Annotated in this window: 18 protein-coding genes; 15 read left to right on the top strand and 3 right to left on the bottom strand. The window is 42.3% G+C overall.

Features of this window, described 5'->3' with window-relative positions; genetic code table 11:
• Positions 1-27 precede the first annotated feature (27 nt).
• From IGI96_RS09835 to IGI96_RS09855, 5 genes are all read left to right on the top strand, one after another.
• Entirely contained in the window at positions 28-729 is a 702-nt protein-coding gene (locus IGI96_RS09835) for a GntR family transcriptional regulator (RefSeq protein ID WP_005232219.1), read from the top strand.
• A 61-nt stretch (positions 730-790) separates the two neighbouring features.
• The gene (gene proC, locus IGI96_RS09840; RefSeq protein WP_086294492.1) at positions 791-1,591 is read left to right on the top strand and encodes a pyrroline-5-carboxylate reductase; all 801 of its coding nucleotides are present in this window, start codon (positions 791-793) and stop codon (positions 1,589-1,591) included.
• A 46-nt stretch (positions 1,592-1,637) separates the two neighbouring features.
• Positions 1,638-2,312 carry an HAD family hydrolase gene (locus IGI96_RS09845; RefSeq protein WP_005227279.1) on the top strand — a complete coding sequence of 225 codons (675 nt, stop codon included), beginning with the start codon at positions 1,638-1,640 and terminating at the stop codon, positions 2,310-2,312.
• A gap of 288 nt (positions 2,313-2,600) precedes the next feature.
• Positions 2,601-5,309 (top strand): YhgE/Pip domain-containing protein, encoded by a 2,709-nt coding sequence (locus tag IGI96_RS09850; protein ID WP_086339069.1) that lies wholly within the window; start codon positions 2,601-2,603, stop codon positions 5,307-5,309.
• A gap of 217 nt (positions 5,310-5,526) precedes the next feature.
• The gene (locus IGI96_RS09855) at positions 5,527-7,350 is read left to right on the top strand and encodes an APC family permease (protein ID WP_005227281.1); all 1,824 of its coding nucleotides are present in this window, start codon (positions 5,527-5,529) and stop codon (positions 7,348-7,350) included.
• A gap of 73 nt (positions 7,351-7,423) precedes the next feature.
• Here IGI96_RS09855 and IGI96_RS09860 read toward each other — a convergent pair whose 3' ends face one another.
• Positions 7,424-8,314 (bottom strand): ArsR/SmtB family transcription factor, encoded by an 891-nt coding sequence (locus IGI96_RS09860; protein ID WP_005227282.1) that lies wholly within the window; start codon positions 8,312-8,314, stop codon positions 7,424-7,426.
• A 315-nt stretch (positions 8,315-8,629) separates the two neighbouring features.
• Between IGI96_RS09860 and IGI96_RS09865 the strand changes: the two genes are divergently transcribed.
• Genes IGI96_RS09865 through IGI96_RS09880 form a run of 4 tightly spaced genes read left to right on the top strand, consistent with a single transcriptional unit; the run spans position 8,630 to position 12,106 of the window.
• Entirely contained in the window at positions 8,630-9,880 is a 1,251-nt protein-coding gene (locus tag IGI96_RS09865) for an extracellular solute-binding protein (RefSeq protein WP_005227283.1), read from the top strand.
• Positions 9,881-9,926: 46 nt separating this feature from the next.
• Entirely contained in the window at positions 9,927-10,817 is an 891-nt protein-coding gene (locus tag IGI96_RS09870) for a carbohydrate ABC transporter permease (RefSeq protein ID WP_005227284.1), read from the top strand.
• Positions 10,818-10,829: 12 nt separating this feature from the next.
• The gene (locus IGI96_RS09875; RefSeq protein WP_438785083.1) at positions 10,830-11,681 is read left to right on the top strand and encodes a carbohydrate ABC transporter permease; all 852 of its coding nucleotides are present in this window, start codon (positions 10,830-10,832) and stop codon (positions 11,679-11,681) included.
• Between the two features lie 8 nt (positions 11,682-11,689).
• Positions 11,690-12,106 carry a hypothetical protein gene (locus IGI96_RS09880; protein WP_010748727.1) on the top strand — a complete coding sequence of 139 codons (417 nt, stop codon included), beginning with the start codon at positions 11,690-11,692 and terminating at the stop codon, positions 12,104-12,106.
• A 110-nt stretch (positions 12,107-12,216) separates the two neighbouring features.
• Here IGI96_RS09880 and IGI96_RS09885 read toward each other — a convergent pair whose 3' ends face one another.
• Positions 12,217-13,446 (bottom strand): IS110 family transposase, encoded by a 1,230-nt coding sequence (locus IGI96_RS09885; RefSeq protein ID WP_438785009.1) that lies wholly within the window; start codon positions 13,444-13,446, stop codon positions 12,217-12,219.
• Positions 13,447-13,766: 320 nt separating this feature from the next.
• On the opposite strand from IGI96_RS09885, the gene IGI96_RS09890 reads away from it, so the two are divergent.
• The 6 genes from IGI96_RS09890 to IGI96_RS09915 all read left to right on the top strand — a co-directional run bounded on the left by IGI96_RS09890 (position 13,767) and on the right by IGI96_RS09915 (position 21,186).
• Positions 13,767-14,723, top strand: a complete 957-nt coding sequence (locus IGI96_RS09890; RefSeq protein ID WP_060792633.1) for a glycoside hydrolase family 43 protein — start codon at positions 13,767-13,769, stop codon at positions 14,721-14,723.
• 18 nt (positions 14,724-14,741) lie between these two features.
• The gene (locus tag IGI96_RS09895) at positions 14,742-16,364 is read left to right on the top strand and encodes a glycoside hydrolase family 43 protein (protein ID WP_010748729.1); all 1,623 of its coding nucleotides are present in this window, start codon (positions 14,742-14,744) and stop codon (positions 16,362-16,364) included.
• 10 nt (positions 16,365-16,374) lie between these two features.
• Positions 16,375-17,820 carry an alpha-N-arabinofuranosidase gene (locus tag IGI96_RS09900; RefSeq protein ID WP_086339070.1) on the top strand — a complete coding sequence of 482 codons (1,446 nt, stop codon included), beginning with the start codon at positions 16,375-16,377 and terminating at the stop codon, positions 17,818-17,820.
• Positions 17,821-17,824: 4 nt separating this feature from the next.
• Entirely contained in the window at positions 17,825-18,088 is a 264-nt protein-coding gene (locus IGI96_RS09905; RefSeq protein ID WP_086339071.1) for a DUF6171 family protein, read from the top strand.
• Between the two features lie 137 nt (positions 18,089-18,225).
• Positions 18,226-19,152 carry an AraC family transcriptional regulator gene (locus IGI96_RS09910; RefSeq protein WP_016609618.1) on the top strand — a complete coding sequence of 309 codons (927 nt, stop codon included), beginning with the start codon at positions 18,226-18,228 and terminating at the stop codon, positions 19,150-19,152.
• 33 nt (positions 19,153-19,185) lie between these two features.
• On the top strand, positions 19,186-21,186 hold the full coding sequence (locus tag IGI96_RS09915) for a glycoside hydrolase family 31 protein (RefSeq protein WP_016609619.1): 2,001 nt from the start codon (positions 19,186-19,188) through the stop codon (positions 21,184-21,186).
• Positions 21,187-21,310: 124 nt separating this feature from the next.
• On the opposite strand, the gene IGI96_RS09920 is transcribed toward IGI96_RS09915, so the two are convergent.
• Positions 21,311-22,576: a glycoside hydrolase family 27 protein gene (locus IGI96_RS09920; RefSeq protein ID WP_086339072.1), complete on the bottom strand. Its 1,266-nt coding sequence runs from the start codon at positions 22,574-22,576 to the stop codon at positions 21,311-21,313.
• Positions 22,577-22,593 lie beyond the last annotated feature (17 nt).

Genomic DNA, 22,593 nt, shown 5'->3' on the forward strand with positions numbered 1-22,593 from the left:
ATCCAATGAGAGAAAGGCGAGATAGCAATGAAACGCAAACACATTCTTTACCGTGATGTTGCCGATAAGCTCAAAGAAGACATCATGTCGGGTCGCTACCCGATTGGTTCATTTTTACCGACGGAAACAGAATTGGAAGCCACCTTCAATGTCAGCAAGATCACTGTCCGCAAAGCCATCGAATTGTTAGCGGCAGATGAGTATGTGGAAAAACGCAGCGGACGTGGGACGACGGTTTTAAGCAATCGCCCTTATAACAAGCTGTCAAAAGGCACGACGTTTAGCCAATTGCTTGAAAAGACTGGCAAGGAATACACGAAGAAAAACCTCAGCTATGAATTAGTCGAACTTGCGCCTGAGCACCCCGCGTATTCTTTGATGGGCAAAGAAGTCATGCGTTTACGTCGCATGTATTATTTTGACCACCAACCCTTTATTTACTATGAGTACCATTTGCCAAAGCAGCTAAAGGGTACCTCCATCGAGGTCTTTGAAGAAAAATCATTGTATCGCCTATTGGATGAACATCGAATGATCATCGATCGCTTTCAAGATGCGTTCGTGGCAACGACCTTGACCGAAGAGCAACAGAAGTTTATGATCACGCCAGAGGTCGCTGCCTTGAAACGAACCCGTTATTCGTATGATCTACAAGGAGAAGTGGTAGAATATACAGAAGGGATCTATAACACCGCCTTGCATCCGTATATGATCGAGTTTGAAGCCTAGTCATTGATTAGGCTTTTTTAGCAAAAAGTGGTACCAAAATCAGAAGTGGAGCGTGAAAACTATGAGAAAAATCGCCTTTTTAGGAGCCGGTAACATGGCAAAAGCCATCATCAACGGCTTGATTGCAGCAAACCTGTATGAACCAGCAGAGATCTTGGTTTATAACCATCGCTACGAGCCGACTTTGGCACAATTAGAAAAAGAAACCGGGATCACTGGGACAACTAAGCTAGCAGATGTCACCGAAAAAGCGGAGATCCTCGTCTTAGCAGTTAAACCTTTTGTCTTTCCCCGCTTGCTTGCTGATTTAAAAGACGGCTTGACCAAGGAGCATTTGCTAGTATCCATTGCCGCGGGTGTGACAATCGCGCAAATGGAAGAAATCATTGGTGCGCACAAAATCGTGCGGGTCATGCCAAATACCCCCGCACTTGTTGGCGAAGGCATGTCTTCTATCAGTCCCAACGGTCAAGTGACGGAAGCCGAAGCCAACGAAGTCAAACAGCTTTTTGAAAGCCTAGGCAAAGCCGAGCAAGTACCAGAAAGCATGATCGATGCAGTCATTGGTGTCAGCGGTTCTTCACCAGCCTACACGTATTTGTTCATTGAAGCTTTGGCAGATGGAGCAGTGGCAGAAGGAATGCCGCGGCCGATGGCGTATGAATTTGCTGCTCAAGCGGTATTAGGCGCAGCGAAGATGGTACTAGAGACGAAGGAACACCCAGGCGTCTTAAAGGATCGTGTCAGCTCGCCAGGGGGCACAACGATCCAAGCAGTTAAAACCTTAGAAGAAAATGGCTTTCGTGCGGCTGTCATCAAAGCAGTGCAAGCAGCTGCTGACAAAAGTCGGAAGATGTCTTGATCCCCAGTGAGTGAGGAAAAAATCTTAGCAAAACGAAGGAGCGTTTATGAAAGAACTTTTGATTTTTGATTTTGATGGATTGTTAGTCGATACTGAAAGAGTCTATTTTGATGGGTGGTTGGCGCTATTTAAAAAGTATGAGCTTCCGATTACAGCCGCTGATATTTTTGGTTGGCGTGGTCAAAGCTGGCAACAGACTGCCACTAAATTAGCCGACCTCGTAGGCGGTCAGCAGCGGGTGCAGGAATTACGAGCAGAACGGGAAGTCTATATTGCCCAGCAAATAACTGATGGCACCTTCAAAACTAAACCCTATGCGAAAGAAACCATCGCCTTGGCTCGTGAGAAAGGCTTCCAAACGGCACTAGCCACCTCGACGATGAAAAAAAGAGCCTCTGAATTGTTGGCGCATTTCGATTTGTTGCAGGCCTTTGACTATCAGACCTTTGGCGATGACGTTTCCGCCCATAAACCTGATCCAGCACCTTACTTGCTGACTTTAGAAAAAGCGCAAGTCGCAGCGGAAAAAGCTTTAGTCATGGAAGATTCTCTTGTGGGAGCAACAGCCGCGACACGTGCGGGCATCGATGTCGTGCTGATTCCCGATCAAAGCTTTGATCAAGTCTATTCCCCAGAGGAAAAAGCAGATCTTCAATTATATGGCGAAGCTACCTCATTGAAGTATGTGTATGAGTTATTGGCAAAGGATCAACTGAAATAATACCTAAAAAAGCTTCCTTTTTCATTGCAGAAAAAGGAAGCTTTTTTTGTATAGGAAAGGCCTGTAAAAAAACAGAACAAAGGATATGAGTGGTGTGTTTTTCGCCATCATGGTAAAGTTAAAGAAAGTTTAACAATAAGCGAAAAAAAACAAAAAGTAAAGGGGTTTCATTTTGACAAAAACGTCCATTTGTCAAAAGGACTTTTCTTGGTCGATCCTAGCCGTTGGCGGCAGGGGAAAAACATGGTAAATTATCCTTCGACGAAGAACTAGTGGGGGAAGAAAAAAATGAATAAACTAAAGAATGTTTTCTATTTATATAAACTGGACTGGAAACGAATTTTCAGCAATCCAATCTCTGCATTTTTGATCATTGCCTTAATGATTTTACCCTCGCTTTATGCGTGGTTCAATATCAAAGCCCTCTGGGACCCATACGGCAACACCAGTGAATTGCCGATCGCCGTTTACAGTGCGGATAAAGGGGCAGAATTTCAAGACAAGCACATCGATATCGGTGATGAAGTCATCGACACCCTCCATAAAAACAAGCAGTTGGGCTGGCGCTTCTTGGATTCAAAAGAGGACTTAGTAGAAGGGGTCAAGTCAGGAAAATATTACGCGGGTATTTACCTACCAGCGGATTTTTCAGATGATCTGATCAGCTTTACCAGTGGAAAAATCGAAAAACCGACCATCGAGTATTATAGCAACCAAAAAATCAATGCCATCGCACCAAAAATCACCGATAAAGGAGCCAGCAGCCTTCAAGAAGAGATCTCACAAAACTTTATTGAAACCGCCAGCTCCACGTTGATAAAAGTCTTCAATGAAATCGGCTATGACATTGATTCCAACTTAGTCAGCATCAACAAAGTCAAATCGATGATCTTAGACACCGATGACAATTTGGCTACGATCGATGGCTATACGAAAGAGATCGTCACCTTGCACGATAAGTTTCCAGAAATCAAAGAAAAGATCGCAAAAGCCGAAGAATTCACCGATTATATCCCACAAGTGGATGCCATGGGGGAAAAACTGATTGGCTTAAACGATAAGCTGCCTGCATTGAAGAAAGAAGCCAGCATCATTTTGACCTTGCAAGAAAAGATCCCAGAGATCCAAAATGCCGGCAAACAATTGAAGATGATCGACGATGATTTCGATGACATTGCCAGCACCATGACGGACGGCATCGACACCGCCAAGCAAGGACTGCAAGTCATTGAACAAGTGCAAGCCGCTTTACCACAGATCGAACAACTAGGCGACCAAGCCGCCAGCTTCGCCACCGCGACCAAAGATGGGGCGCAACAATTGCAAGATGCCCTGCCAAGTATTTCTAGCAGTGTGAAGGTGACGATTGAGTCTATTCGTCAAGTGGCAACAACCACAGCAAAGTGGTCGCAAGCACTGAATGATTCAATCGATCAAGATCAGTTGGACCAAGATCGAGAATCAATTTTACAAACGATTGATGGGTTGCAGCAAAGTATTCAGCAACAACAAAGTATGCTAGATGCCTTAATTGCATTTTTAGGAAATATTGAAGGCTCAGCTGAAAATGCCCAAATTCAAGGCGTAATCGGTCAGTTAACTGACATAAAAGGGCACTTGACGAATGTATCTGGATTGTTAACTAAGGTTAGAAGCGCTGTGCAAAGCGGTGATGTTAAGGCAGCTAAGCAATATCTTAGTGAAGTCACCGCAGCTGCTCAAAATGTTGCTGATCTTCTGGATCCTAAGAGTTTTAATGTTGATGCCATTACTAAAACCATCAACGACATCCTAACCAAACTAATCGAAACCATCACCACCGCCGAAGATGTCTTGAAAAAAGCCCAAGAGATCGATTTTGACTCGTTGCTGTCTTCCACCAAATCAGTGGTCAGCAATGCCGTGACGATTTTGGAAAAATATCAAAAAGAATTGCCTGTCATCAAGCAAGAATTGCACGATGCCAATACGATGCTGAATGGTCACATGGATGAAATCGTCAATGCCATCAACAAAGGAGCCGACCTATACAACAACGAATTGCCAGTTGTCGAAGAAAAATTAGGGTTGGCCGTAAACTTCTTGCAAAACGACTGGCCAACCATCAAATCAGAAATCAGCTCTACGATGGCAATGGTGGATGAAAAACTGCCAGAAGTTGAAAAAGCCTTGGATGCGGCCGTTGATTTGATCAATAACGATTGGCCAAGTATCAAAGCAGGCATCCACAAAGCCGCTGATGCGATCCGAGCAGGCGAAAATGAAGTCGATCTCGGGGAAGTCATCAAATTATTGAAACTTGATGCCACCGATGAAGCCGACTTCTTCAAACAACCAGTGGAATTAAAAAGCAATGAAATCTATCCAATCGCCAACAATGGTTCAGCTAGCACACCGTTTTATACCGCATTGTGTTTGTGGGTAGGGGCATTATTGTTGTCAAGTGTCGCTACAACGGAGTATCATTTAGAGAAGAAAGACAAAAAACGCTTTACCCAACGTGAAACCTTTGTGGCACGAATGCTGACGTTCTTGACGATGGCAGTCGCCCAAAGTTTGATCGTGACCCTAGGAAATATGTTTTTATTAGGCGTTGATGTCCACAATCCAGTGTACAGTGTCTTCTTCGCATTACTCGTCGGACTCGCCTTTATGATGATCGTTTACGTACTGGCAGGACTGTTCGGCAACCTCGGGAAAGGGATCGCCATCATCATTTTGGTTCTCTCCATCTCAGGTGGGGGAGGAAACTACCCGATCCAAGTTTCTGGGAAGTTCTTCCAATTCATTAATCCGCTGCTGCCATTTACCCATGCAGTCAATCTGTTAAGAGAATCAGCTGGCGGGATCTATTGGCCAAATGCCGTACCACAATTGGTTATTTTAACGATTTTGTTCCTGGTCTTTGGGATCGTCGGTACCTACGCGTATCCTTATCTAGTCAACTCTACGAAGAAATTAAGCGACATTTCAAAAGAAAGTCATTTCTTCCACTAACATCGAAAAGCAGAAAGAGCATTTGTTCTTTCTGCTTTTGTGCCATCACGTGAAATTTCTAATAATCAAAAGAGGGAAAAAGGGTCGTTTTTTCATCTGATTTTCATTGACTTTTCGCGGTTACAAGAGTAGCATACAGTCTTGATAATTCAATATTTGTGTGGATATCGTTACAAGTTTAACGAAGGATTTTTTCATGAAAAGGAGTGTAGAAAAAGTGGAGTATTTGAAACGTTTGTTGGTCGGACGTCCATTGAAATCCGCAGAGAATGATGAACAAAAACTGAGCCGGACGGCGGCCCTTGCGTTGCTATCTTCTGATGCTTTGTCTTCGATTGCTTATGGGACAGAGCAGATCGTTGTCGTATTAGTGGCACTTTCCGCTGCTGCTATCTGGTATTCATTACCGATCGCTGCTTTTGTTATTATTCTTTTGATTTCATTGACCTTGTCTTACCGTCAGATCATTCATGCATACCCTCACGGTGGTGGGGCGTATGTAGTAAGTAGTGAAAATTTAGGGAAAAATGCGGGCCTGATTGCCGGCGGCTCACTGTTGATCGATTATATGCTGACAGTAGCAGTATCCGTCTCAGCAGGGGCAGAAGCCATCACTTCTGCTGTGCCAGCGTTGTTCGGCCATCAAGTGGCGATTTCTGTCGTGATCGTGCTCTTGATCATGATGATGAATCTGCGAGGGCTGCGAGAATCAGCTAGCTTCTTAATGATTCCTGTCTACACCTTTATCGCAGTGATCACAGTCTTGATCGTGGTCGGCTTGTACAACATCGTAACTGGTGCGCAACCGTTGAATGCAACCGCACTGCCAGGAGCTGTCGTACCTGGGGTATCCGTAGCCTTGATCTTACGGGCTTTCTCATCAGGTTCCTCTTCTTTGACGGGGGTCGAAGCGATCAGTAACGCGGTGCCATTTTTCAAAAAACCACGGGCGAAAAATGCAGCTGCGACCTTGACGATCATGGCTGCGATCTTAGGGTTCTTCTTCGTCGGTATCACTTTTATCAACTATTGGTACGGTATCGTACCAGAAGCAGAAGTGACCGTCCTATCTCAAATCGGCTCTGCTGTTTTTGGTCATGGGTTTATGTACTACGTTTTGCAATTTGCCACAGCGCTGATTTTAGCAGTTGCCGCAAATACAGGATTTTCCGCCTTCCCCGTGTTGGCGTATAACTTAGCCAAAGACAAATATATGCCACACATGTATCAAGACCGTGGGGATCGTCTCGGCTACTCAAACGGGATCATCACCTTAGCTGCTGGTTCCATCGTCCTATTGTTTATCTTCCAAGGATCGACCGAGCGTTTGATTCCGTTGTATTCCATCGGGGTATTCATTCCTTTTGCACTATCCCAAAGCGGAATGGTCGTCAAATGGAAAAAAGAAGGCAAAGGCTGGTTCTTTAAATCGATCGCCAACATCATTGGGGCTTTGATTTCTTTTGCGATCATTGCCATCTTGTTCGTGTATCGCTTAGGCGATATTTGGCCATTCTTCATTATCATGCCGATCCTCTTGTATATCTTTTACAAGATCCATGATCATTATAAAAAAGTCGCAGAACAGCTGCGATTGGAAAAACAAGAAGCACTGCATGTTTATGAAGGAAATACCGTGATCGTTCTCGTCGGAAATGTTACCCGAGTAAATATCGGCGCATTGAACTATGCCCAATCGATTGGTGATTATGTCGTGGCGATGCACGTCTCGTTGGATGAAGATGTGAAGAAAGAAAAAGAGATCGAACAAGAATTTAAGCAAAAATTCCCAGACGTGCGTTTCTCCGTCGTTCATTCTTCGTATCGTTCGATTGAAAATCCCATCTTGCGTTATGTGGATCTAGTCAGCCGCAATGCAGCCAAACACAATTACACAACGACCGTCATCATTCCACAGTTTGTCCCAAGACGTCGCTGGCAAAATATTTTGCACAACCAAACAAGCCTGCGCTTGCGTTTCAGACTCTCTTGGCGTGAGAACATCATTGTAAGTACGTACAGTTACCATTTGAAGAAATAACAAAAACGCTAGTTTAGCGACCTGATTCCCAAAAGAAATGTTTGGGGCAGCCGCTAAGACTAGCGTTTTTTTTTTAGCTATAAAACATTTTCAGTTTGATATCCTGATCGTAATTCCCAAACCCCTTGCCAAAGAGGGTACAACCGCCGACATGCTCGGCATCTTCTTTGACTTCCACTTTTAAGTGCCACGTATCTTCGTAGGCAGGTATATCCTTGATCGTAATGTCGGAAAGAGGAACACCTTCCATGTAGGTTCCGTGATCCATGATGCGGATCGTCTTCAATAACCCGTACTGATTGAGATTGTCTGGATACCAATCCGGTGTATACTTGCCGCGAATATCTGCAAAATCCCCTGGGCTAGTCCATGTACCAAGCTCCACACCATTTAAGCTGAAGGTGATGTCTGACGGCCAGTTGTTATTGGAAAAAGGAAATTCAGACGAAACTTCCATTGAAATCTCCATCATTTCAAGTTTTTCTTCTCTTGCTAAGAAGTTTGGCGATTGGTATTCAACAAATCCTTTCGTAAACCACAAGATGCGGGCATCCATTCGTCGGGGATCCATGAAAAACTTCGGTTCATCCACCATTCCCACAAAATCAGCTGAAGTAGCAAGCCCGCACGTTGGTTCTACCGAATAATTTGTATAATGACCGATCGGTATCGCCGTTTCTTTCGTATCAAAGGCATTAAAGATTTTCTCAGGAAAGTTGATATCGATATGATCCACTCTCAAACTGGAAATCTTTTTTTGTCCCACACGCTCTGTTTTGATGATTTTGGCTTCTTCTAATTTTTTGATGTGCATCGTAATGATAGCGCTGCTTAAGCCCAACTCCTGTGCCAACTCTTTGACATTCATCTTGTTTTTAGCCAGCAATTGAATGATTTTGATTCGCACGTTACTGGCAAGTGCCTCATAGACAGGCAATGCTTCTTGATTGATTTCTAATTGCATCGTGTCACCTCCGCTTAAACTGTTTGATTTACTTGAATGTTAACATATTTGCTAATTTGTGTAAATAGCGTTGTTTATTTCGCTAGTTATTAATATATTTATTAATTAATATAGATATTATCCTAAATAAATTAATCAAAATATTGTTGACAGCGATTACAAATCAAGTTATGATTTATTTGTAAATTGAAAGTGTTTGCAAACGCTAGAAATGAATAATGCAATTATAAATGCTGGGATAGCAAATAAGAGAAGGAGGATAGGCGTGTTCGGCTTCAAAGACCAAAATTCAATTTCTATGAAAGAGGGAAAAACATGAAGAAGAAACTTATTATTATTGGTGCTTTAGTTGCAGTCGTTGCAGTTGCCCTTATTGGTTTTAATCGTTATCAGGCAGCGGAAAAAGAAAAATACACGATTAATTTTTGGTCACCCCTTACTGGTGATGATGGCGCTTATATGGATCAGATCGTAAATGAATTCAATGAACAATCAGGTTCCGATTATACAATCAATCATGTGATCACGTCTGATATGTACACTAAATTAAGTACGGTTGTAAGTTCTAAAAGTGGGATTCCAGATTTGACTTTGATGCATTCTTATAAAGTAGAGGAATTTGTCAATTCCGATATTATTGATCCGGTTGATCGTCTGGTTTCTTATCAACCTGAGTTAGAAGAAAGCAATTATTTAGATACGGCGTGGAATGCAGGGAAAATCGGCGATACTCAATATACGATCCCATTAGATATCCATGCCAGTGCCATGTATTACAATCAAGATCTTTTAGAAAAATACAATGTCACTTCTTGGTTAGACGATAACATCGTGACGTTTGATGAAATGATGTCATTAGCAGGGCAGATGGAAGAAGGCGATTATGTCGTAAATAATGCGTTACTTTCTTGGGTTATCTTAGCGCAAATCCGTAACTTAGGCGGCGCGATTTCAGACGATGCTGGGAACCCGACGGTGAATACGCCAGAAATGAAAGAAGCGTTAGAAAGAATTAAAGCGTTAACAGATGCAGGCCTGATGACACCTTATGGAGAAGATGGGTATTTGATGTTCCAAGGCGGAAACGTACTCTTATCAACAGATGGTACTTGGACTTCTACCGCTCATGATGCGGTTGAGGGCTTGAATTGGGGTGTAACAAATATTTATTCGACTTCAGATGACATCGCAACCAACCGAGCAGCTTCTCATATGTTTGGCATGTTGAAGAGTGAAAGCAGAACAGAAGAAAAAGAAGAAGTAATCGCACAATTTTTAGAATTTGTTCGTACAAACTCGATCGAATGGGCAAAAGCCGGTCAAATCGTTGCAAGTAAAGATATTTTAGAAAGTGATGATTACCAACAATACCCACAATCATTCTTTACTTCTACACCAGAGGAAGAAGAAACACTTTACATCTTTGACTACGTTTATTTCTCTTATGTCTTAGAAGCATTAGATGTTTATAGTACAGATATCGCTTACGGTGAATTAGATATGGATGAAGGATTAGAAACGATGCAACAATATGTCGAAGATAAGATTGCAGAAGTAGCTAGATAAGTGAAGGGGGGATAATTCTATCCCCTTTTCCAATTTTTAGAAGGGAATGAAAGGAATGAAAAAAAAGAGCATTAACTGGGCATCGATCGCATTCATTGGACCACACATGGTACTCTTTATTATTTTTGTATGTATTCCAACGATCTATGGTATTTATGCTTCATTTACGCAATGGAATTTGATCTCTGATCCAGTCTGGGTCGGTTTTAACAACTATAAAACATTATTGTTTGATAGTTCCTCGACGTTCTATACCCAATTTTGGAATGGTTTGAAAAATACCTTTATTTTCGTTTTGATCATGGTGCCGTTACAAATCATCATTCCACTGATGATTGCAGCTGCATTGCAACATAAAAAAGTGAAGCTGAAAGGACTTTTTCAAGCAATTCTATATATTCCAGGTCTTATCTCTGTTTCAGCAGGTTCTTTGATTTGGTCATTGATTTTCCACTCTCGATTAGGTGCCGTCAATAATATTTTTGGGTTCGATTTCTCTTGGGCTTCGCGACAACCCTATGCTTGGATCTTAATTTTTGTTGTCAGCATTTGGGGAGCAATCGGTGGTAACATGATCATTTATCGCTCAGCTTTAGCGGGTGTCAATGAAGACCTTTATGAAGCGGCAGAGATCGACGGAGCGGGAGCATTCCAAAAATTCTTGAATGTGACCTTGCCATCTATTCGCTTTCCACTGTTATATACGATCGTGATGACAACTGCTGGAGCATTTAATGTCTTTGCACAGCCTTTGATGATGACAGGTGGAGGTCCAAACCAAAGCACGACTGTATTGATGATGTATATCCGCTCACTGGCTTTTAGTCAAGGAGAATCAATTGCAGGAATGGCTTCGGCAATGGCAGTCATCTTAGGATTGATCATTATGTGTGTGTCCGTATTTCAATATTTTCTTTTAGATAGAAGCAATACTTAAGGGGGCAAAAAAATGAATACACAAAAGAAACATATACCTAGTATGGTCATCGCATATTTGTTTCTGATCGTTTTATGTATCATCTGGGTTATTCCATTGATTTTTAGCTTCGCCACTTCTTTTCGTTCTCAAACCGAAATCGTCTCCACTGGGTTTCGTTTATTACCCGTAAACTGGATATTAGATAACTATGTAGCGATTTTGACTAATACGTCTACTGCACCAATTATGCAGTGGTTATGGAATTCAATGTTTATCGCAGTCACGCACACTGTTTTAGTTGTGATCGTTGTTTCAGTGACCGCTTATGGCTATGGCAGAATGCGGTTTAAATACCGTGATCGTATCTTTTATCTTTTGATGGGGATCTCGATGTTTCCCGGTGTAGTGAATTTGATTCCGTCTTACAAAATCATTGAAACCTTCGGCTGGGTCAACTCTTCTCTTGCCATGATCATTCCAGGCTTAGCAGGGATGGGAAATATCTTTCTTGTGCGACAGTTTATGAAAGGTATCCCGCTTGAATTTGACGAGTCAGCACGAATGGATGGTGCAGATGAATTTACAATTTTTGCAGAGATCATCGTTCCTTTGATCAAACCTGTGTTGATCGTTGCAGGCCTCTTTTCTTTCACAGGTTCATGGAATGATTTCTTATGGCCAGTGATCGTGTATACGGATGTTAGTAAAATGCCGATCACAGCCTGTTTGCTATTACTACAAGACATTTATGGCAACTACCGAATGATTGGTCAATTGATGGGCTCGGCATTGATTGCGATCATTCCCACCGTCATGCTGTTTCTATTTGCTCAAAAATACTTCATTGAATCTATGAACTTAAATGCAGGAATAAAAGGATAGTGAAGATCATGAATCGAAAATTGGAAAGAAATTTACTACGTGCCAGTGCGGTCTGGGATGTCTGTATTGGTCTTGTAACGATGTTTGGGTATTATCCTTGGTTTGAAGAACAAGGGATCGCAGCATTTCAAAATCAAAATCAGTATGAATACTTGCAGTCAAGTCTGGTAGGAATGATATCGAAGGTAGTTATGATCGTTGCGTTAGCGACGATTTTGATGGGCGTTATCAGTTGGATCAACGCGAAGAATATGCGAGACAAACAAATAAACAAAGGAACGATACGTTGGATGATCGCCTGTGTCATCATCCATTTGATCATCTATGATGTGATCGGTGTCGTCCTCTATTTACTAGCTACGACGATGTATATGTCTAAAAACAAAGCAATAAAAATACTAAAAACGGAAAATGGAATTATTTAAGAAGGTGTAGAAAGTTTGAAAAAAATACGGATTAATTCGTTTACTAAGTTACAGAAAAAAGACCGCACAAAAATAAGAGGTTCAACGGTTATTTATCGGTCTATACCAAATTAAACAACTTGAAACCCGTGGCTTTTTGCAAATTGAACTGCTTCTTGAATTGACAGTTTTTTATTTGGAGCGACATATTCTTGATAGTGATAAAGAGCGGGGTTGTATACCTCATCTTTTTTGAGAATATGATAGATTGCCACAAGTAACCGACGAGCAATCGCAATTATTGCTTTCTTGTGCCCTCTACGCTTTTTAAGTTGTAGATATTTGTTTCGATGTTCGGGATTTTTTTCAGATTTCACCACGGCATTCGCTACTTCAACAAGCAAAGGTTTGAGATAGCGACCACCTTTAGATATCCGAGTCGAATACTTTTTACCAGCACTTTCGTTATTGGCAGGAACGACTCCCGCCCAAGAACAAAGATGACCAGCAGTAGGGAATTGGTTCATATCGATACCGATTTCTGAAATGACACGTAGCGCTGTTAACGGGTTTTTAAATCCAGGAACGGATTGAATCAACTCTTGTTGGTGAGAGTATTCTTTACCTAATTCAGTAATCATCTCTTCGAGATCATTTTTGCATAGGGTAATCGCGTCATAGTGAGCTTTGATCACACGCAGTTTTTCTGCTTGTTCCTCAGATAGCTCGCCATCCATCGAGAGTTCTAACTCATCAACAGAGGCTTTCATACGACGATGGATAAGCGAAGCAATATCCGGTTTCTCCTCTGGATTATCCAGTACACTTTGAATGATCTTTTGAGCTGATTTTCCAAATACGTCGGAAACCACACTCGCAATTTGGAGATTTGACCAAGTGAGACTGTTCTGATATCTATTTTTTTCACTGGTTTGAAGGTATGTTAATTTCATTCGATAGCGAAACAAGTCCCGCAGCTGACGAATTTTCGCAGGAGGAATAAAGCTTCCTGCAATTAAGTCATGTTTGTATAAGTCCGCAATCCATTGGGCGTCTTTCTTGTCTGTTTTTTTCCCTCGAATTGCCTTGACGTACTTTGGGTGAGCTAAACAGATGTCCATTTCGTCCTCAAGGACGTTATAGATAGGAATCCAATATTTCCCAGTTGACTCTAAACAAACATGAAAACAAGAGTGGAACTCAAGCCATTTTTTCAGCTCTTTCAACCCGTTCGTAAACGTTGAAAAGCGACGGCGCTTGTATTGAGTAATCCCTTCGCTGTCAGTGATTGCGATCACAGCGATAACGAACTGTTTGTGGACATCGATGCCACAACAATTTGGGTACACGATTTTTAACATCGTGAGAAACTCCCTTCATAGATTTTAGAAGAAGAACTGTATAGGGACTGCGAGGCTCTACACAAACGAGTCGCTTATCCAAAAATAAGTTTACGTGCTCTTTGTCACAGTTAGTTGTGCTTGAAAAGCCAAGCTACACATATATTTATACAAGGTCGAAAAGTGTGTCTTCGCACTTACTCACCTCCCCGTGATTTGTAGTGTATACAGGCTTCTTCAAGAAAAGTTTACTACAAGAGAAATAGGTTCCGCTAGGAACACAACACTTTTTCATTCGGTGTTGTGCCTTGAGCGGAATCGCGAAAGGAATGATTATATTTATGGCAGAAAATTATTTGGAACCGATTGTATTAGAACGTGCAGACCCATGGATATACAAGCATACCGATGGATATTATTACTTCACTGGATCAAAACCAGGGTATCAGGAAATCGAATTAAGGCGTGCGAAAACCTTGAAAGGACTGGCTGACGGTGAAGTAAAAGTCATCTGGACGGCTCATGCCGAAGGCCCCATGAGTGAACTGATTTGGGCACCAGAGATTCATTTTATTCAAGGGAAATGGTACATCTATTTTGCTGCTGCAGATCATGGAGAAGTCAGAAATGATCAGCATCATCATCGGATGTTTGCGATCGAAAATGCGAATGAAGATCCCTTTGCAGGCGAGTGGGTAGAAAAAGGACAGATCAAGACGCAATTTGAGAGTTTCAGTTTAGATGCTACGGTATTCGAACACAGGAACCGATTGTATTATGTCTGGGCACAAGCAGATCCAAACATTCCAGGCAATTCCAATCTTTATTTATCAGAGATGGAAAATCCTTGGACATTGAAAGGAAAGCAGATTCTGCTGAGCATTCCTTATTATGAATGGGAAAAAATTGGCTTCAAAGTGAACGAGGCACCAGCTGCTTTGATTAGAAATGGAAAAGTGATCATTACTTATTCAGCCAGTGCGACGGATGAAAACTACGCGATGGGACTGTTGTGGGCAGATGAGGATAGTGATTTATTGAATGGGTATTCTTGGCATAAGTTGAAGGAACCAGTCTTTTCCAGTTCTGAACAAAATTCCCTATACGGACCAGGACATAACTCCTTTACAGTCGATGAGGAGGGGAAACAAGAGATCTTAGTGTATCATGCAAGACCAGAAAAAAATGATTACAGTAATCCTTTAGAAAATCCCAATCGACATGCGTATGTCCAACCGTTTACTTGGAAAAAAAATGGATTACCTGATTTTGGCGAACCCGGTGTAGTCAAAGGATAGATAAAAGAGAGGGAAAAAATGAATACAAAAAGAAAAATGCTCTGTTTAACCATGTCCGTTTTTTTTACTAGTTTATTTCTTGCTGGCTGTCAAACAGGAGATGCTGCTGAGCAACTTTCACAAAAGGAGTGGGAAACAACGACAAAAAATCGAGTGTCGATTCATGACCCATCGATTACTTCTATTCATGTTGGTGACCAAGAGCTATTTTACGTATTTGGTTCGCATCTCGCCCAAGCGAAAACAGAAGATTTACAAACTTGGGAAGTGCCTTTCACTCACGAATATGAATCAATGGAAGACAATATGATCTATGGTAACACAAAAGAAAATCTAGCTGAGACTTTTGAATGGGCAGGCTATGATGATGCCGATTCACAAGGTGGTTACAGCCTTTGGGCACCAGATGTCATTTGGAATGCTGATTATGAATGGTCAAATGGAGACAAAGGAGCCTACATGCTCTACTACTCAGCTAGTTCTACTTGGCGGCGTTCAGCGATTGGATTGGCCGTAGCTAAAACGATCGAAGGACCCTATAGCTATGCGGATACCGTGATCTATTCTGGCTTTACAGAAAAAGATTCGACAGATGGTAGTGAACGCAATACCAACTATCAAAATACCCATTTGGCCAAATTGATCAAAGAGGGGAAAATCAGTGGGTTCAGTGAAAACTGGGCGATCGAAGATGGTCTGACGTATAACACCGATTATGCGCCAAACGCCATTGATCCAGCGTTGTTTTATGATGAAGAAGGGAAACTATGGATGACCTATGGTTCTTGGTCTGGCGGTATCTTTTTATTGGAAGTTGATCCAGCCACTGGAAAACCAATGTATCCTGGGGAAGATAGCACGACGGAAGATGGGCGTATCATTGATCGCTATTTCGGGATCAAGCTTTTTGGCGGCTATCATCAATCAGGAGAAGGTCCCTATATTGTATATGATGAGGAAACCGATTATTATTACCTATTCGTCACTTACGGTGGTTTAGCAGCAAAAGGTGGTTACAATATGCGACTGTTTCGCGCTGAAAAACCAGAAGGACCTTACCTTGATGCCCAAGGAAATAGCCCAATCTTAGAACAAGGGGACCAAAATTCAAACTACGGCATCAAATTGATTGGAAACTACCAATTCTCGTTTCAACAAATGGGGTATCGAGCAGCGGGACACAATTCGGCGATCATCGATGAAAATGGTCAGTGGTCCTTGGTGTACCATACGCGCTTTAACAATGGAACCGAAGCCCATGAAGTGCGGGTCAACAGAATGTATATGAATGAGGAAGGCTGGCCAGTTCCAGCACCCTACGAGTATCGAGGCAATGAACAAGTAGCGGATGCTTTGACAGAAGATGACATTATCGGGCGCTATGAAATCATTAACCATGGTACCGACAATGGAACGACCATGCTAAAAACGCAGACGATCGAGCTTCAAAAAGATGGAAGCGTTACTGGTGACCTGACCGGAACTTGGACGTACGATGCGGGATACTTGGCATTGACTTTTGAAGAAGCGACCTTCAAAGGAATTTTATTAACTCAGGAAATAACAGAATTTGAGCAGCAAAAATTAACGTTCTCAACGATTGGCGATAATAATGAGTCCATTTGGGGAATCAAAGAATAGGAGTATAACAATGACGATTAACATTCAAAACACAAAATCAGGAACAACGATCAGCAAATATATCTACGGTCATTTTGCAGAGCATCTAGGCCGTTGTATCTATGAAGGATTATACGTTGGAGAAGATTCGCAGATCCCAAATAAAAATGGGATGCGGATCGATGTGGTTGAAGCACTGAAAAACATTCAAATCCCTGTGCTGCGTTGGCCAGGCGGCTGCTTCGCCGATGAATACCATTGGAAAGACGGGATTGGTCCTAAAGAAAACCGCAAAACGATGGTCAACACTCACTGGGGCGGCGTGACTGAAAACAATCATTTCGGGACCCATGAATTTTTTGAATTGATCAAGCAGCTGGAATGTGACGCGTATGTCAACGGCAATGTCGGCAGCGGAACGGTGCAAGAAATGTCGGAATGGGTGGAATACATCACGATGGATGGCATTTCTCCGATGGCTGATCTTCGCAGAGAAAATGGCCATGAAGATGCGTGGGAAATGAAATTCTTTGGCGTAGGAAACGAAAACTGGGGCTGCGGCGGCAATATGCGGCCAGAGTATTATGCGGATCTGTATCGCCGCTATCAAACCTATGTCCGCCAATACGGTGACAAAAAAATCTACAAAGTTGCTGGCGGAGCGAATGTCGCAGACTATCATTGGACAGAAACGCTGATGAAAAACGCCCATTGGTTGATGGACGGCCTAAGCTTGCACTACTACGTTCATCCGCAGGGCTGGGAAGAAAAAGGGAGCGCCTTGGAATTTGATGAGGCAGAGTGGCAAGTGACCTGTGAAAAAGCAGCCTACATGGATGAATTATTGACCCGCCACAGCGCGATCATGGACCAGTATGACCCAGAACAGCGTGTGGGAATCATTGTTGATGAATGGGGCACTTGGTTCTCAGCAGAACCTGGGACGAATCCAGGCTTCTTATACCAACAAAATACGATTCGTGATGCCATGGTCGCAGCGATCACCTTGAATATTTTCCATAAACATGCCAAGCGAGTGCATATGGCAAATATCGCACAAACCGTCAACGTCCTGCAAGCGATGATTTTGACAGATGGCGAACAAATGGTGAAAACCCCAAGCTATCATGTCTTTGATTTGTACAAAGTCCATCAAGATGCTGAAACCGTTGATAGCCATGGAACTAGCAGTGATACCATTACGTATACGATTTCGAAAAAAGAGGATACGATCCATCTATCGGTTTGTAATTTTGCTACCCAAGGCACGGAAGAATTATCCTTCTCCCTGGAAACAGCGATCAATGAAGTGAAAGAAGCTCGTTATATCGTGGGGGACAAAATGAACGCACACAATGATTTTGATCATCCTGAAGATGTGGTGATCCAAGACTTCACCGCTTACGATGTTAAAGAGAACAAAGTCAGCTTGCGGGTGCCAGCAATGAGTGTTCTAACGATCTCATTGACAGTCTGATCCCATGACTTGTAAAGGATGCGAAGTGAAAGATGCTGCAGCAGCACAGGAAGACATTGAATCCTTGATTGCAGAACAACTTTCTTTAGAAAGCGACTTGGCTTCGCCGGAGATCGTCAGTAGGAGAATCGTTGTTTGTGAGACTTGTCCATTGCGATTGAATCATACCTGTACCAAATGCGGCTGCTTTTATCGGTTTCGCGCAAATTTAGCTAAGAAAAACTGTCCTGCAGGAATGTGGGAACAAACAGGACAGCTCGTCAAGTAGCTGTCCTGTTTGTTTCAATTGGTCAAAAGGATTAACAGATAAACTATTTTTTTGATTACGCTTACATAATCGTTGTAGATACGCTATGATTAAACGAAAAACAATGTTAACAAAGTGGAAAGTGAGCGAGTGATTCAATGAAAATAAATCAACCTGCAGCGCTTGCTTATTATGAAGCTGCGAACCATGGCACGGAAGATTTCCCATTAGCATATTATCCTAATTTAGTGAGTGTTTGGCGAGAATTCTTTTTTGTGCCACATTGGCATAAAGAAATCGAAATTTTATGTGTCCATCAAGGACAGCTAGAATTAGTCGTTAATGGAGTCTCACGCAAGATTAAGGCAAATACGATCGTCCTGATTCCTCCCAACACTTTACACACTGCCTATCGAATCGCACAACAAAGCTGCCGTTTTTCGTGTATCGTTTTTTCTGAACAATTAATCACGAGTCGACAATCAGATAGAATTCAAAGCCAACAAATCGATCCTTTTTTGATACAAGAAGGTGTTACTTCTTATGTGGATTTTCCAGATAAAAGTCAACAAAGTCTCACCTTGTTTCAACTATTTGATCAATGCTTTATGGGGAAATCGTCCTATCGTGAATTACGTCTGAAAGGGATTGTTATCCAACTCTTGTCACATCTATTAGAAGTTGGGACCGACCAGCCAGCAAAAAAATCAAGCGAGCGCCTCCAAGAAAAACGGGAAAAAATAGTTTTATCTTATATTCATAGTAATTATCATGAAATGATCCAATTACAAGATTTGGCCGATTCTGTTTCCTTAAGTAAAGAGCAATTTACACGATTTTTTAAACAATCATTTCGAACTTCCCCAATGGCTTATCTAAATCATTATCGCTTGATCCGATCGGCAGAATTGTTGCGAGAGACTGATTTGACCATGGTGGCGATCGCTCAAGCTGTCGGTTTTTGTAATAGTAATCATTTTTCTGTGTGCTTCAAAAAGATGTTTGGTGAGACCCCTACACAATATCGGAAAAATGACATGATTACGATAGAACACGCCATAAAATCGAAGGATAGCCCTCTGTAATCCAGCTATACTGAAAAAAAGGAGGGTTCAAAAATGTCGTTTTTTTCAATAGGTGAGAATTACCTCGAATTTCAAAATGGAAATGAAGTCGTGCGCATTATTGCTTGGGGCACGAACAGTTTGCGGGTGGTGAGTGCACCGTCTGGTGAACTAGATTTATCCTGCTGTGCATTATTAACACAAGATTCTAAGGCCGAGGTTGCGATTGAGGGGGATGTAGGATCTATCGGTAATGGAAAAATCCACGCAGTAGTCACCAAAGAGTCAGGCTGGAACAACTGTGGCAAGATCACTTTTTACAATCAAAAAGGTGAAGTGATTTTGAAAGAAGCAGCATCTGGCGGTGCGCTCTTGAAAAAGGCGCGGTTTTTCAAGTCGATTATTGGAGGAGATTTTCAACTAAAAGCTACTTTCGAAGCCAATCATGAGGAGAAAATCTATGGTATGGGACAATATCAACAGGATATTTTTGATCTAAAAGGGTGTAATTTAGAATTAGCGCATCGAAATTCACAAGCTTCGATCCCCTTTTATTTATCAAACAAAGGATACGGCTTTTTTTGGCACAATCCAGCAATCGGTTCGGTCTCTTTTGGTAAAAATACGACCGAATGGCGTGCCGAAAGTACGAAGCAATTGGATTACTGGATCACTGCTGGAGAGACACCAGCTCAAATCGAAGAACAATTTAGCCAAGTGACAGGACGGGCACCTATGATGCCCGAATATGGTCTAGGATTTTGGCAATGTAAACTTCGCTATGCGACACAAGCGGAAGTAGTGGCGATCGCTAGGGAACACAAAGAGCGGAACATTCCCGTTGATGTACTAGTGATCGATTATTATCATTGGCCGCGCTGTGGTGATTTTCGCTTTGATGAAAATTTCTTTCCAGACCCCAAGGCGATGGCAGAAGAAGTACGAGATAAATATGGAATCGAGCTAATGGTATCGATCTGGCCCCAAATCGACACGCGTAGTGAGAATTTTCAAGAGATGAAAGAAAAAGGCTTATTAGTCAAAACGGATCGCGGCATTGATGTACAGATGTTGTTTCATGGGAATAACATTTTTTATGATCCAACAAATCCTAAAGCTCGAAACTATGTCTGGGAGAAAGTATCAAAAAATTATGTCAATAACGGCATTCGCTTGTTTTGGTTGGATGAGGCTGAACCAGAATTTGGTACGTATGACTATGATTCCTATCGTTATTATGTAGGGAGTGTGTTGCAAAAAGGCAATATTTATCCCCGTGAGTATGTTCGTGGTTTTGATGAGGGAGAAGCCTCCTCACAAAAAGAACATTCAATCAAATTGGTTCGTTGTGCTTGGGCGGGCAGCCAACGATATGGGGCATTGGTTTGGTCCGGCGATATTCATTCGACTTATCAAGACTTTCGCAACCAAATCGTTGCTGGCATGCAAATGGGGTTAGCAGGCATCCCGTGGTGGACAAGTGACATCGGCGGATTTCATGGTGGTTCTGTGACAAGTCTAGATTTTCAAGATTTATTGATCCGCTGGTTTCAATACGGGACTTTTTGTCCAGTCATGCGATTGCATGGTTCACGTACTCCCCATAAAAAAATCTTCAAGGCAGATGGTGAAGAAACAGAGCAAACCGGAGCAGCTAACGAAATATGGGCGTTTGGGGAAAAGAACTATGAGATTATGAAAAAATTTATTGGAATTCGTGAATTGATGCGGGACTACTCGCGTGAATTGATGCGCGCAGCTCATGAAAAAGGAACGCCAGTCATTCGCCCAACTTTTTATGAATTTCCAGAGGATCACCAGGCATGGGAACTGACAACACAGTATCTCTATGGTTCTGATATTCTAGTAGCGCCCATCGTTGTAGCGCATGCTACTGAGCGTGAGGTATATTTGCCAACAGGAGCAAAATGGACCGATGCTCGAGATGGAACTATCTATGAAGGTGGACAATGGATTGTCGCACAGGCACAAATTGATTCCTTACCAATCTTTTTACGAGAGGGAAAACAGAGTTACTTGATTCATGAAGTATAGGCTGGAAATGGTTACGGTGAGTTGTTTGTAAGACTAGTAGGTTCCTTGTTGAGAGGGGAAGAACCATATGAATAGAAAAGCAACACAATGTGCTAGGCACATTGTGTTGCTTTCATTGAGAGGACTATTGTAATGGGCTTTTGAATAACAAGACACCATGAGTAGGAACCTCAGCATCGGCAATTGTTTGTTCTTTTTGTTGCCATAACTCAGTGCCGTTTTTAATTGGTAGTAAAGCAGCGATCGATTTTGGGATGGTTTGCGTTTGATCAGAAACATTGAAAATGGCATAGTAGACGGCTGTGTCGCTCAACGCCTCCCAAATGATCCACTCTTGATCACGATAGAACTCTTTTTTCGTATGGATTCTTCGATACATTTCTAAGACTTCAATATTCGTCAATAAACGTAACGTAAAGGGATCGATGTCTGGTAAAGTACCACCGAACATCAATGGAGATTGGAAGATCGTCCATAAACTCATCAATAAGTATTGCTCGTCTTCCGTAAAACGTGTCCAACTATCACCACCGCCACCATCAACTGCCCGAATGCCGATATGACCCAACGGCAGCATATCACAGTCAGGCCAGTTACCTGGACGGACGAAAGGTGCCCACTCTGCTGCTCGGTCAAACATGGAGTAAAGGGCGTCCCAATGATCCCAAAAGTCATCCGTCAAGCGCCACATATTGGCATGATTTTGAAAGAAACTACCATTTTTGAGGGCAGCTGGTCCGGGAGACAAAGAAAGGACGATCTCTCGACCCGATCGATCGATCGCACGGCGAATCGCTTTGATTTCTGCTTTATGGGCATCACCGTAAATTTTCGAATCGCCGATATCATCCACCTTTATAAAGTCAACACCCCAAGAAGCATATAATTCGAGCAAAGAATCATAATAAAGCTGTCCTTCAGGCAATGAAACATCGACCCCATACATATCGGAATTCCAAGGGCAGATTGAATTCATAGCAATGTCCCGTGCCCGTTTATCCGTTCCTTTGATCGGCGTATTTTGGTGAACTGCTTGTCGTGGAATGCCGCGCATGATATGGATACCAAACTTCAGCCCTTTTTGATGCAGATAGTCACCAAGTTTTTTGAAACCAGCGCCATCTTTTGCTGAAGGGAAACGGTTCTCAGCAGGAATCAAGCGAGAATAGTCGTCCATACACAACGGATAAAAATCATTGTACCTTGTAGACTTTGCTTCTGGTTCGCTCCATTGAATATCCACGACGACGTACTCCCAACCATAAGCTTTCAAATGCTCTGCCATAAAATCTGCATGGGCGATCACTTCTGCTTCGGTTACAGAAGCGCCATAGCAGTCCCAAGAATTCCATCCCATTGGGGGTGTTTGTGCAAAATGTAAAAAAGACATTGATTTCCTCCTAGTAC

Source organism: Enterococcus sp. DIV0421, from assembly GCF_051713745.1.
In the GTDB taxonomy this organism is placed as follows: domain Bacteria; phylum Bacillota; class Bacilli; order Lactobacillales; family Enterococcaceae; genus Enterococcus_D; species Enterococcus_D casseliflavus.